The organism is Marilutibacter maris (genome assembly GCF_006546735.2).
Lineage (GTDB): Bacteria > Pseudomonadota > Gammaproteobacteria > Xanthomonadales > Xanthomonadaceae > Marilutibacter > Marilutibacter maris.
On sequence record NZ_VICD02000254.1, the window covers coordinates 24,168 to 37,445 of the forward strand.

The following is a 13,278-nucleotide window of genomic DNA, read 5'->3' on the forward strand; positions in this document are numbered from 1 at the left end:
GGGGAACGGGATACCGCATTTTACTGGTCACCCCGTACCCGCCAAGGAAATGCCCTGCCCCATGCTGAGCCTCCGGCGAGGCCGGCACGCCTTATCCGCCAGACCGAGGTAGGGGGTTGGCCGCCGCTTGCGTTCCATGGAGCGTGGCCGCTCAAAACGGCCGCGCAAGCCACCTGTCACGAAGACGGGCGGTTCACCGGGGTTTCGTCCTGCAGGGGAGAGGCGGCGACGAGCGAGCTGTCCCACGCGACCGGCAATCGGAGGCCCTTGCGAAAGAGCAGAACAGGCAAAGTGAGTCGCCATGAAAATGTGGCAGCGACATTAACAGCATGTTAAGTTTTGGTGCAGGAGGGGGCTCGCCAGAGCTCGTCAAGGGAGCTCATCACGGAGCTGATGAGTCGAATAAAGCACGGCAGGGAACGCCAGAAGTCAAAACAATTGTCTTAGGGGATCACAATGGTAGTGAAGAGTCGTCGGCTGCAGCGCAGCCGCTTGAGTGCTGCTTTGTTTGCCGCAATGGTCGTTCCGGTCACCACCGGCGCATTCGCTCAGGATGGCGCGGAGGCTCAGGACGCGCAGGCAACCGATATCGACAAGGTGATCGTGACCGGCTCGCGCATCAAGCGTGCCGAGATCGAAGGTCCGGTGCCGGTCACCGTCATCACTGCGGAGGACATCGAGCAGCAGGGGTTCTCGACCGTCTATGACGCGTTGAACACGCTGACCCAGTTCACCGGCTCGGTCCAGAACGAGCTCAACCAGAACGGCTTCACGCCGAACGCCAGCTTCCTCAACCTGCGCGGCCTCGGCCCCGGGTATCAGCTGGTCCTGGTCAACGGCCGCCGCACCGCCGACTACCCGCTGCCCTACAACAGCCAGTCCAACGCCGTGAACCTGGCCAACATCCCGGCCGCGGCGATCGAGCGTATCGAAGTCCTGTCCGGCGGCGCTTCCGCGATCTACGGCTCCGACGCCGTCGCGGGCGTGGTCAACATCATCATGAAGAGCAACTACGACGGCGACCAGATCAGCGTCCGTGGCGGCACCACCACCCGTGGCGGCGGCGACAGCCTGCGCCTGCAGTGGGTCGGCGGCAAGCTGGGCGACGCCTGGAGCCTGACCTACGCCTTCGAATATCTGAACCGCGAGGAGATCTTCGCCTCCCAGCGCGACTTCATGGACTCCTACCGCGACGACCCGTCGGTCGATCCGGAAGACGCCACCGCGGCGATCGGCCTGCGCCTGCGCGACCGCTTTATCGGCACGGGAGTGGGTTCCTACATCTATCCCAACGGCGAGGACGCAGCGTCGATCTGCGGCCGTTTCCAGGACTTCGAACTCGAAGCCCGCGGCACCTGCGGCTACTTCGGCTATCCGGCCACCCAGCAGATCCGCAACTCCGACGAGAACCTGAGCGCCTACCTCTACGGCACCTACGACTTCGACAACGGCATGCAGGCATTCGCGCAGCTCAGCGCCGCCAGCGCCGATGCGAAGATCGCCTCGGCGACCCAGTTCTGGCAGGCATCGCTGTTCTACGACCCGAACCTCGACACCATCCTCGATGGCCAGCGCATCTTCAGCGCCTCCGAGACTGGTGGCATCGATGGCCAGCAGACCGAGATCGACGAGCGCTCCTTCGACATCGCCGGTGGATTGCGGGGCACGATGTTCAACGGTCGCTTCGACTGGGATGCGACGCTGTCGCATGCCAAGTACAAGATCGACATCAGCCAGCCGCGCCTGCTGGCCAACAACGTCTCCGACTACTTCCTCGGCGAGCGGCTGCCCGGCATGGATCCGTACTTCGGCGCCTACCCGGTGTACGAGCTGAACATGGACCGCTACTTCAACCCGTTGGATCCGGAAACGTTCCAATCGATGCTGACCCAGGTCAAGACTTCGGCCGAGTCGGAAGTCTCGCAGGGTTCGTTCGTGTTCTCCGGCGACCTCTTCGACATGCCCGCCGGTGCGGTCGGCATCGCCGGCACGATCGAAGCCGCATCGCAGAAGTACGACCTGCGTCCCGATCCGCGCATCGAGCCCGGCTACACCGGTCCGGAGCCGATCTACAACCTGACCGGCACCGGCGGTGGCGGCGAGCGCAAGCGTTACGCGGCCGGTCTGGAGCTCAGCGTGCCGCTGCACGACACCCTGAAGATGAACCTGGCCGGCCGTTACGACAAGTACGACGACGTCACCAACGTCGACGACGCCTTCACCTGGTCTGCCGGCCTGGAATACCGCCCGGTCAGCAGCCTGCTGCTGCGCGGCAACTACGCGACCAGCTTCCGTGCGCCTGACATGCACTACGTGTTCGCGAACGAGTCCGGCTTCTTCACCACCGTGCTCGACGAGTACCGCTGCCGCCGCGACGGTTTCGACCCGACCGAAGCGGGCGGTCCATGCACCACCGCAGACTACGTTTACTCCGTCGAAGGCCGGCGTCGCGGCAGCACCGAACTGGAAGAGGAAGAGGGCGAGTCCTACACCGTCGGCGTCGTCTGGGACATCATGGACGGCATGTCGGTCAGCGTCGACTACTACGACATCAAGCTTGAAGGCGCGGTCAGCGATATCTCCACCTCCTACCTGATGCGTGAAGAGGCGGCCTGCCGTCTGGGCACCGACCGCGACGGCAATCCGGTCGACACCAACTCGGCGCCCTGCGAGTTCTTCAAGGGGCTGGTCCACCGCGTCGGCGTCGACCCAGTCAATGACGATGAGATCGACGTCTACAAGTCGTTTCCGTTCAACCAAGCAATGCTGAAGACCAACGGTATCGATGCGCGCTGGCGCTACCGTCTCGACACCGACCGGATGGGCCTGTTCAACTTCAACCTGTCCTGGACCCACGTGCTGAAGCTGGAGGAGCAGGAGTTCCCGGGCGACGAGATCCGCAACATCCGCGACCACAAGCAGTTCTTCAACTTCCGCAGCCGCGTGAACTGGGAAGTGAATTGGGAGCGTGACGACTGGATGGTCAACATCAACGGTTACCGTTGGGGTTCGCTGCCGAACTGGGAAGAGACCGGCCGCATCGCGCCGTACATCATCTGGAACGGCGTGGTCCAGAAGAAGATCACCGACAAGGCCACCATCGGCTTCGCGGTCAACAACATCCTCGACAAGACCCATCCGAGGGACGACAGCTTCAACAGCTACCCGTTCTTCTGGCGTGCCTACAGCCCGATCGGGCGCGAGGTGTACGCGACGTTCAACTACAAGTTCAACTGAGTTGAGTCAGTACGAGGAAGTCCGGCCCCGGCCGGACTTCCTCATTTCGGGCCAGGCGAAGCCGGTCTTCTACGCGCGATCGATAGCGCATATTGCATATTCAGGGGGTAAATCTTGAACAAGCTCTTGTTGATGTCCTTGGCCACCGTCGCCGCCGCGTTCTCCGCTCCCGCCCTTGCCGAAGCGCCGATTCCGGTCGAGTCCTTCGTCAAGCATCCGACATACAGCTCCGCCAAGATCTCGCCGACCGGTGAGTACCTGGCGATGACCGTCGACCGGGGCGAGCAGGACGTGCTCACCGTGCTGCGCACCTCCGATATGAGCATCGTCAAGGTCAACCAGCTTCCCGACAAGAAGAGCGTCGGCAGCTTTTACTGGACCAGCCCCGAGCGCCTGTTGTTCAACGCCGTGCGCAAGGTGGGCCGGTTCGAGCAGCCGTTCGGCACCGGCGAGTGGTTCGCGGTGAACGCGGACGGATCGCAGCCGCGGCCGCTGATCTTCTATGGAACCCGCGACGCCACGCAGCGCGGCAAGACGGTGGGCTCGGAGACCTTCTCCCTGCTCGATACACTCAAGGACGACGATGTGAACGTCGCCATGGAAGTGAACTATCCGCGCTCGTCCGAAGGCGCCGGTACCGAGGTCGTGCTGATGGACACCGTCAGCGGCCGCCGCAAGTCGCTGGCGCGGGCTCCCAAGGAGAACTGCAACATCACCCTCGACGCGGCCAAGGAACCGAACTTTGCCGTCTGCTTCTCCAGCAAGGGCGAGGACGGCGAGTACGACGAGCGCACCGAGCTCTACAGCCGCGCCGACGGCGGCAACTGGTCGTTGGTGAGCGCATCCAAGACCGACGGCACCTACACCTCGATCGTTGGCTCCACTCCCAGCGGGACCGTGTACGCGACCCAGAGCGACGGCAAGGCGCCGGCGGCCATCGGCACCCTGGACACAGACACCGGCGAATTCCATGCTTTGTTCCAGGATCCGGTCGCCGACATCTCGGAGCTGATCTGGTCGACCGACAACGAGAAGCTGATCGCGGTGGTGACCGAGGCCGGCGCGCCCAACGTGCACATGGTCGACAGCAGCCATCCTGACGCTCGCCTCTACCAATCCCTGGCGGCCTCCTTCCCGGGCCAGATGGTCGATTTTTCCAGCCATACCGAGGACGGCAACAAGATCATCGTCTCGGTGTACAGCGACAGCAATCCGGGCGAGCTGTATCTCTACGATCGCGAGGCCGGCAGCGCGCGCTTCCTGCTGCAGGGCCGCAGGTGGCTGGACAAGGACAAGATGGCCTCGGTGAAGCCGTTCAGCTTCACCACCCGCGACAATCGCACCGTCTACGGCTACCTGACCATTCCGCACGGCTCGGACGGCAAGGACCTGCCGATGATCGTCAATCCGCACGGCGGCCCGATCGGCCCGCGCGACAGATGGGGCTTCAACTCCGAGGCGCAGCTGTTCGCCAATCGCGGCTATCTGGTGCTGCAGGTGAACTACCGTGGCTCGGGCGGCTACGGCAAGGCATTCCAGGATGCCGGCCACCGCCAGTGGGCGCAGGGCATCCAGAACGACATCATCGACGCTACCCGCTGGGCGATCGACGAGGGCCACGCGGACTCCGACAGGATCTGCATCTACGGCGGCAGCTTTGGTGGCTACTCTTCGCTGATGGCGCCGATCCGGGCGCAGGGCATGTTCAAATGCGCGGTGGGTTACGTGGGCGTTTACGACATGCCGATGATGTTCGACAAGGGCGACATCCCGCAGCGCGAATCGGGCCAGCGCTTCCTGCGCCGCACCCTGGGCACGGATTCGGAGGAGCTTCGCGCCACCTCGCCGACCTTCCAGGCGGACAAGGTCGGCATCCCGGTGCTGCTGGTGGCCGGTGCACGCGACGAGCGCGCACCGCCGGAGCAGACCGAGGAGATGCGCGACGCGCTGGTCGAGGCGGGCAACCCGCCGGTCGAGACCCTGATCCAGTCCGGCGAGATGCACGGCTTCTACAAGGAAGAGAACAACCTCAACCTCTACACCAAGATGCTGGCGTTCTTCGACCGCCACATCGGCACGGGTCAGGCGCAGTGACACGGAATCCGTCATGAAGCGCTCGATCAGAATCGTCACCGCCGCGCTGCTGCTTGTCGGCGCGGCTTCCCTTGCGCAGGCCCAGGATGGGCCTCCGCCCGACCCCACCGCCGATCCGCTGATGATTTCGGCGGGCTTCCTCTCCGCGCACCCCGATCTGCGCTACCGCCTGTTGGGGCTGGAGCGCTATCGCGAGCAACGCTTCGAGGACGCGTTCCGGTTCTTCCAAAGATCCGCGTTCTACGCCGACAAGCCCTCGCAGGGCATGGTCGCCGAGATGCTCTGGAAGGGCGAGGGCGTGGCCCAGGATCGCGCGCTCGCCTATGCCTGGATGGATCTGGCGGCCGAGCGCGGCTACCTGGGCTTCCTGGGCCTGCGCGAGCGCTACTGGAATGCGCTGGACGAGGCCGAGCGTGCCCGCGCCCTGGAGCAGGGCCAAGCGGTCTACGCGAAGTATGGCGATGCCGCAGCCCAGCCCCGTCTCGCCACCGTGCTGCGCCGCGAGCGCAAGAACATCACCGGCAGTCGGACCGGGTTCGTCGGCTCGCTGCAGATCTTCGTGCCGGGACCTGGCGGCTATCAACCGATCGACGGCTCCAAGCTCCACGACGATCGCTTCTGGGATCCGGAGAAATACATGGCCTGGCACGACGCGATCTGGGCCAGGCCGATGATCGGACGGGTGGACGTCGGCGAGGTCGAGAAGGTCGACGAGCCCGAGCCGCTGCCTTCGCGCATTCCCAAGGCCGCTCCGGAGACCGATGCGCAGGAGCCGACGACGCCGGACGCCGACGAGTCGGGACTGGGCACGCAACCTCCCCAACCCGGGCAAGCGGCATCTGGGCCGTAATGGACAGATGCGCTATAAAGGCTCAACCGTACGCCCGGGTTTGGGCGTACGGCCACTAGTCCGGGAGGAAACATGCGCACCAAACTGCTTGCCCCACTCACCGCACTGCTCCTCGCCGCGCCCCTGGCTGCGGCCTCGTTCGCCGGCCTCGCCCAGACCGCGCCGTCGTCGCCGGTCGGCAACTGGACCACGATCGACGACAAGACCGGCAGGCCCAAGTCGGTGGTCGAGATCTACGAGGCGGCCGACGGCACCCTGGCCGGCCGGGTAAGCGAGATCCTGCAGTCCGATCGCGGCCCCAACCCGGTCTGCGACAAGTGCTCGGGCGAGCGCAAGGACAAGCCGGTCAAGGGCATGGTGATCCTGTGGGGCCTGCGCCGGGACGGCGAAATCTGGGAGGACGGCCAGATCCTCGACCCCGCCAGCGGCAAGATCTATTCGGCCAAGCTGACCCCGGCCGACGACGGCAGCAAGCTGGAGGTGCGCGGCTTCCTCGGTTTTTCCCTGCTCGGCCGCACCCAGACCTGGGTCCGCAAGTAGGTCAAGCCGGCCCAGCGACCGCGTTCGATTTCCCGCAAGGCCCGGTTCGCCGGGCCTTGCGCGTTCCAGCGGCACCAGGCGTCACAACCCGGACGGGCCGAGCCGGCGATGCCGTGCGATAATTTGCGCCCTTTCGCCAGCCCCCCGGTCATGTCACGCGAGTTCGTCGTCACCTGCGCCCTGCCCTACGCCAACGGCCACCTGCACCTCGGCCACCTGGTCGGCTACATCCAGGGCGACATCTTCTCGCGCGCCCAGCGCATGGCCGGGCACGCCGCGCACTTCGTATGCGCCGACGACACCCACGGCACGCCGATCATGCTGGCCGCCGAGAAGGCGGGGATGACCCCGGAGTCCTACATCGCCGGGATCCAGGCCAGCCACGAGCGCGACTTCGCCGCGTTCGGGGTCGCCTTCGACCACTACGACTCGACCAACTCGCCGCGCAACCGCGAGCTGGTCCACGCGATCTACCGCAAGCTCGACGCCGCCGGCCACATCGGCCGACGCTCGGTCGCGCAACTGTACGACCCCGAGAAGGGCATGTTCCTGCCCGACCGCTACGTCAAGGGCATCTGTCCGAACTGCGGCACCGCGGACCAGTACGGCGACAACTGCGAGAACTGCGGCGCGACCTACGCGCCGACCGACCTCAAGGAGCCGCGCTCGGTGCTCAGCGGCGCGACCCCGGAGCTGCGCGAGTCCGAGCACTTCTTCTTCGAGGTCGGCCGCTTCGAGGCCTTCCTGCGCGAATGGATGGCCGGCGACGTCGCCCTGCCCGGGGTCAAGGCCAAGCTGCAGGAGTGGCTGGACGCCGACGGCGGCCTGCGCGCCTGGGACATCTCCCGCGATGCGCCCTACTTCGGCTTCGAGATCCCCGACCATCCCGGCAAGTACCTGTACGTGTGGCTGGACGCGCCGATCGGCTACCTGTCCAGCTTCCAGGCGCTGTGCGAACAGCGCGGTCTGGATTTCGGCGGCTACCTGTCGCCCGACAGCAAGGCCGAGCTGCATCACTTCATCGGCAAGGACATCGTCAACTTCCACGGCCTGTTCTGGCCGGCGGTGCTGCACGGCGCCGGCCTGCGCGCGCCGACCCGGCTGCACGTCAACGGCTACCTGACCGTGGACGGCGCCAAGATGTCCAAGTCGCGCGGCACCTTCGTGATGGCGCGCACCTACCTCGACGTCGGTCTCGATCCGGAAGCGCTGCGCTACTACTACGCGGCCAAGACCAGCGGCGGCGTCGACGACATCGACCTGAACCTGTCCGACTTCGTGGCCCGGGTGAACTCCGACCTGGTCGGCAAGTTCGCCAACCTCGCCAGCCGCTGCGCCGGCTTCATCGGCAAGCGCTTCGACAGCCGCCTCGCCGCGGCCCTGCCCGAGCCGGCGATGTACGCGCGCTTCGTCGAGCAGTTGCGCCCGATCGCCGAGGCCTATGCCCGCAACGAGGCCGCCACCGCGCTGCGCCTGACCATGGCCCTGGCCGACGAGGCCAACAAGTACGTCGACGAGCACAAGCCGTGGGTGCTGGCCAAGCAGGACGGTATGGAGGCCGAACTGCACGCGGTCTGCACCCAGGCGCTGAACCTGTTCCGCGTGCTCAACACCGCGCTCAAGCCGGTGCTGCCGCGGGTCAGCGCCGAAGCCGAGGCCTTCCTCGCCGCGCCCGCCACCGGCTGGGACGACGTGCGCGACCCGCTGCTGGGGCACACCATCGCCGCCTACACGCCCCTGTTCACCCGCATCGACCCGAAACTGATCGAGAAAATGACCGACGCCAGCAAGGACACCCTCGCCGCCAAGCCCGCGCCCGAAACCGCTCCCGCCAAGCCCGCGGCGCAGCCCGCCGCCGAAGCGCCAGCGACGATCAAGATCGACGATTTCGCCAAGCTCGACCTGCGCATCGGCAAGGTGCTGGTCTGCGAGTTCGTCGAGGGTTCGGACAAGCTGTTGCGCTTCGAACTCGACGCCGGCGAGCTGGGCAAGCGCCAGATCTTCTCCGGCATCCGCGCCTCCTACGGCGAGCCTGACGCGCTGGTCGGCCGCCACGTGGTGTTCATCGCCAACCTCGCGCCGCGCAAGATGCGCTTCGGCCTCAGCGAAGGCATGATCCTGTCGGCCGGCTTCGACGGCGGCGACCTCGCCCTGCTCGATGTCGACAGCGGCGCGCAGCCCGGCATGCCGGTGCGCTGAAACCCGCCGGAACGGACCGATCCAACGACACCGGGTCGCGATGCCATGCCGACGCCTCCCGTCCACCCGCGCGCCCCGCTTCCCGGACTGATCGACCGCCTCGACCGGATCCTGCCGCAGACCCAGTGCCGGCAATGCGGCTTCGACGGCTGCCGCCCCTATGCCGAGGCGATGGCGCGCGGTGAGGCCGACACAGACCGCTGCCCGCCGGGCGGCGATGCCGGCGCGCGCGCGCTGGCGCACGTGCTCGGAGTGCCGGCGCGCGGCTACGACCGCAGTCGCGGCGAGCACCACCGCCCCGCCCCGGTCGCGCTGATCGTTGAAGCCGACTGCATCGGCTGCACCAAGTGCATCCAGGCCTGTCCGGTTGACGCCATCGTCGGTGCCAGCAAGCTGATGCACACGGTGATCGAGCCGTTGTGCACCGGCTGCGAACTGTGCATTCCGGCCTGCCCGGTCGACTGCATCGAGATGGTCGAACCGATCCGCCAACGTCCATGAGCGCACTCGCGCACCGGCCGCGATCGCTCCCCGCTCAGCCCAGCGACGCCTCGTAGACCGGGGTCTCGGCCGGACGCCCGTACAGATAGCCCTGGCCGCGCGTGCAGCCCAGCCCGCTGAGGGTCTGGCTCTGCGCCAGGGTCTCGATGCCTTCGCCGATGGTGTAGATGCCCAGGGTTCCGGCCAGGGCCTGGATCGCGCGGACCACCGCGACCGCCTCGTGACCGCCTCCCGAATCCAGGCCTGACACGAAGCTGCGATCGATCTTCAGGCATTCGACCGGGAACCGGTGCAGGTACGACAGTGCCGAGTAGCCGGTGCCGAAATCGTCGAGCTGGGCCAGCACGCCATGATCGCGCAGCGTGCGCAGCATGCGGATCGCGCGCGAGGCGTCGTCGAGCAGGGCCACCTCGGTGATCTCGATGCGCAATCGCGACGGGTCGGCGCCAGCGGCGTCGGCCAGCCGCAACAGACGGTCGGCGAAGTCGGTCGCGCGGAAGTGGCGCGGCGAGACGTTGATCGACACGTAGCTGTCGCCGGGCTCGGCGGCCAGATGCCGCAGCACCCGCCGGTACATCACCCAGTCGACCTCCTCGATCAGGCCGCTGTCCTCGCCCAGTCCGATGAACTCACCCGGCAACAGCAGGCCGCGGCGCTCGTGGCGCCAGCGCAGCAGCGCCTCGTGGCCGACCACCGCGCCATCGTGCAGCTGCACGATCGGCTGATAGAAGGCGATGAAGCCATCGCCGTTGATCGCGCGGCGCAGGTCGGCCTCCAGATCGAGGATGCGCACCGCCTGGTCGCGCATCGCCTGATCGAAGACCGCCCAGCGATCGCGACCGGACGCCTTGGCGCGATACATCGCCGCATCGGCGTCGCGCAGCAGGTCGGCGCCGTTGCGGTAGCGCGGATTCCAGAACGCGATGCCGATGCTGGCCGACGGGAACACCTCGCGCCCGGCGACCCAGCACGGCTGGCTGAGCAAGGTCAGGATGCGCTGGGCCAGGGTCTCGACCACCGCCAGGTTGTCGACCCCGGAATCGGGGCGGTCGTCCAGGTTGTCGACCACGATCGCGAACTCGTCGCCGCCCAGCCGCGCGACCATGTCGTCCTCGCGGACCGCGGCGACGATGCGGCGGCCCGCCTCGACCAGCAGGTGATCGCCGGCGGTGTGGCCGGCGCTGTCGTTGACCAGCTTGAAGCGGTCCAGGTCCAGGAACAGCACCGCGAACGACGCTGACGATGCCGACTGCCGCGCCCGGCTGATCGCCATGCCCAGGCGCTCGAGCAACTGGCTGCGATTGGGCAGCCCGGTCAGCGCGTCGTGGCGAGCCTGGTAGGTCAACCGCTGCTCGGCGCGCAGGCGCTCGCCGATCTGCTCCAGCAGGTCGGCATTGGCCTGAGCCAGCTCCTGGGTGCGCGCCTGCACCCGCTGCTCGAGATCGGCGTGGGCGGCGACCAGGCGGTCCTGCGCGCGCTTGCGCGCCAGGCCGTTGCTGATGTGGTGGGCGACGAAGGTCAGCAGCTCCTGGTCGCGACGGGTGAAGTTGATCGCCGGCGAGTAGCTCTGCACCGCGATGACGCCGACCACGGCCCCCTCGTGCAGCAGCGGCACGCCGAGCCAGCAGTGCGGGATCGCGCCATGCAGCTTGACCTCGCCGGAGGCATGCAGCTCTTGCAGGCGGCGGCTGTCGGCCAGCATCGCGGTGCCGGCCCGGATCACGAACTCGGTCAGGCCGGCGCCGAGCTTGCGGGTCGGCCGGGCCGGATCGCGCTCGTCCACCGAGTACGGAAATTCCAACGTGCCGCCATCGTCGCGGACGATCGCGATATAGAAATTGCGCGCATACAGCAGCTCGCCGACGACGTCGTGGATCTGCGCGTAGAACCGCTCCAGAGAGCCTGAGGTGATCGACAGCTCGGCGATCCGGAACAACGCCCGTTGCAGCCGCTCGGCGCGCTGGCGCTCGACGATCTCCGCCTGCAGGTCGCGGTTGGTCAACTGCAGCGCATAGGTGCGCTCCTCGACCCGGCGTTCCAGCTCATCGCGGGCCTGGCGACGGTCGAGCGCGGTCAGGATGTGCTGGGCGACATAGCTCAGCAGGGCGCGCTGCTCGTCGCCGTAGACATTGGCCTGCTCGTAGGACTGCACCACCAGCGCGCCGCAGACATGGTCGTCGCGCCGCATCGGCACGCCCAGCCAGTCCTCGCTGTCGGGGCCGTGGGCGATATCGCGGGCGACGCCCAGACGATGGCGGATCTCTGCCGAGGGTCCGAACAGCGGCTCACCCTGCTTGAGCAGCGCGATCGTCATGCTGTTGGGAAGTTCGCGCTCGTGGATCTCCAGCTCGGGGTCGGCCTGGTAGGGATCGCGCATGTCGGCGAAATACAGGAAGCGGACCGTCCCGCGCACCGCGTCGTAGAGGACGATGTACAGATTCTCGGCATACATCAGCCCGGCCACGACCTGGTGGATGCGTTCGAGCATCTCGGTCACGTCCATGTCCGAGCCGGACAGGTCGGCGATCTCGTACAGCGCCTGCTGCAGGCGCTCGGAATCCTCCAGCGACTTCACCCGCGCCTGCGCCCGCTCGGCGACCAGGTAGGCATCGGCCAGCGCACGGGCCATGTCCAGCCATTCGTTGCGCTCGACCTGCGGCATCGGCTCGGAAAGGATCGCCGCGAGCGCAACCCGCGCGCCGTCGGCGGCGGTCCAGACGATGGCGACCTGGCGCGGGCCCTCGTTGCCTGGCTGGTTGGCCAGCAGGCGTTCGGCGACATTGCCCGCCGGCGACTCCGGCCCATCGCCAACGGCCGCCACGACACCGTTGCGGGTCTGCCAGCGCAGCGCCACGTCGGCGCCGTGCCCCAGCGAGCGTCGCAGCACCCGCAGCAGGGCGTCGGCGGCCGGCAAGGGCGAGGCCCGGACTGTCCCCTCGGCGGCATCGCCCATCGATTGCACGGATTGCAGCCCCATTCAGTACGCCCGCCAGTACGCCCGTTCAGCCGTCGCCCGGGCCCGGGATGGAAGGGCCCCATATTGAAATCACGTGATCCGCGCCCGAATGCCGGACAGCCCGATCGCCTGGACAACCCCGAACCGGGCCTCCAGGCGTTGGAATACCCATGAGTCTCGCGATCCCCGGTCACGGAGACGCCTGGTTCCCGCCTCCAGCGCCTCCTGCGACCGCTACACAATGCACCAGACGCTTCCCGTCGGCAACGGCAGAACGTAACCTGCGCCGGATGGATTCGGGGATCGACACCACCGCCTTGCAGACCGCAGAGCCGGACGACGCCGCCTTGATGCTGGCCTGGGCCGGCGGCGACGTGGCCGCGTTCGAGCAGCTGTACGCGCGCCACCGCGCGCCGCTGTACCGGTTTCTGATGCGCCAGCTGCGCAACGCCGCGCTGGCCGACGAGCTGTTCCAGGACGTCTGGCAGCGGGTGATCGGCGCGCGTGCCGGCTGGAAGCCCGAGGCCGCGTTCAGCACCTGGCTGTACCGGATCGCCCACAATCGTCTCAACGATCACTGGCGCAGCCTCAAGCACCGGCCGCCGGCGCCGGAGGACGGCGACGAGCGCGCCGCCCGGATACCCGACCCCGATACGCCCGAACGCACGTTGACCGAGTTCGAGCAGCGACGTCGGCTGCAACGTGCGATCGAGGAGCTGCCGGACGAACAGCGCCTGGTGGTGAGCCTGCGCCTGGAACAGGAACTGAGCCTGGAGGAAATCGGCGAGATCACCGGCGTTGGCCGGGAAACCGTCAAATCGCGACTCCGGTACGCGATGGACAAGCTGCGTGCGAGATTGAACGAATGACGCGCCACGACCACCCACCGCTGACGCCCGAA

8 protein-coding genes are annotated in these 13,278 nt (G+C 67.1%); 7 read left to right on the plus strand and 1 reads right to left on the minus strand.

Annotated features, from left to right (window positions below; translation table 11 throughout):
* The first annotated feature begins 516 nt into the window (after positions 1-516).
* From FKV24_RS14835 to rnfB, 6 genes are all read left to right on the plus strand, one after another.
* Positions 517-3,237, plus strand: coding sequence for a TonB-dependent receptor plug domain-containing protein (locus tag FKV24_RS14835; RefSeq protein ID WP_425481651.1), 2,721 nt, complete (start codon positions 517-519; stop codon positions 3,235-3,237).
* 132 nt (positions 3,238-3,369) lie between these two features.
* The gene (locus tag FKV24_RS14840) at positions 3,370-5,331 is read left to right on the plus strand and encodes a S9 family peptidase (RefSeq protein ID WP_141482938.1); all 1,962 of its coding nucleotides are present in this window, start codon (positions 3,370-3,372) and stop codon (positions 5,329-5,331) included.
* 13 nt (positions 5,332-5,344) lie between these two features.
* Positions 5,345-6,181: a hypothetical protein gene (locus FKV24_RS14845; RefSeq protein WP_141482939.1), complete on the plus strand. Its 837-nt coding sequence runs from the start codon at positions 5,345-5,347 to the stop codon at positions 6,179-6,181.
* A gap of 72 nt (positions 6,182-6,253) precedes the next feature.
* The gene (locus tag FKV24_RS14850; protein WP_141482940.1) at positions 6,254-6,721 is read left to right on the plus strand and encodes a DUF2147 domain-containing protein; all 468 of its coding nucleotides are present in this window, start codon (positions 6,254-6,256) and stop codon (positions 6,719-6,721) included.
* Between the two features lie 150 nt (positions 6,722-6,871).
* Complete coding sequence (gene metG / locus FKV24_RS14855; RefSeq protein WP_141482941.1) at positions 6,872-8,920, plus strand: methionine--tRNA ligase; 2,049 nt, start codon at positions 6,872-6,874, stop codon at positions 8,918-8,920.
* Between the two features lie 45 nt (positions 8,921-8,965).
* Positions 8,966-9,421, plus strand: coding sequence for an Rnf electron transport complex subunit RnfB (gene rnfB, locus FKV24_RS14860; protein WP_141482942.1), 456 nt, complete (start codon positions 8,966-8,968; stop codon positions 9,419-9,421).
* Positions 9,422-9,455: 34 nt separating this feature from the next.
* On the opposite strand, the gene FKV24_RS14865 is transcribed toward rnfB, so the two are convergent.
* Positions 9,456-12,398: an EAL domain-containing protein gene (locus FKV24_RS14865; RefSeq protein ID WP_249041037.1), complete on the minus strand. Its 2,943-nt coding sequence runs from the start codon at positions 12,396-12,398 to the stop codon at positions 9,456-9,458.
* 269 nt (positions 12,399-12,667) lie between these two features.
* On the opposite strand from FKV24_RS14865, the gene FKV24_RS14870 reads away from it, so the two are divergent.
* The gene (locus FKV24_RS14870) at positions 12,668-13,246 is read left to right on the plus strand and encodes an RNA polymerase sigma factor (RefSeq protein WP_111266123.1); all 579 of its coding nucleotides are present in this window, start codon (positions 12,668-12,670) and stop codon (positions 13,244-13,246) included.
* The last annotated feature ends 32 nt before the right edge of the window (positions 13,247-13,278 follow it).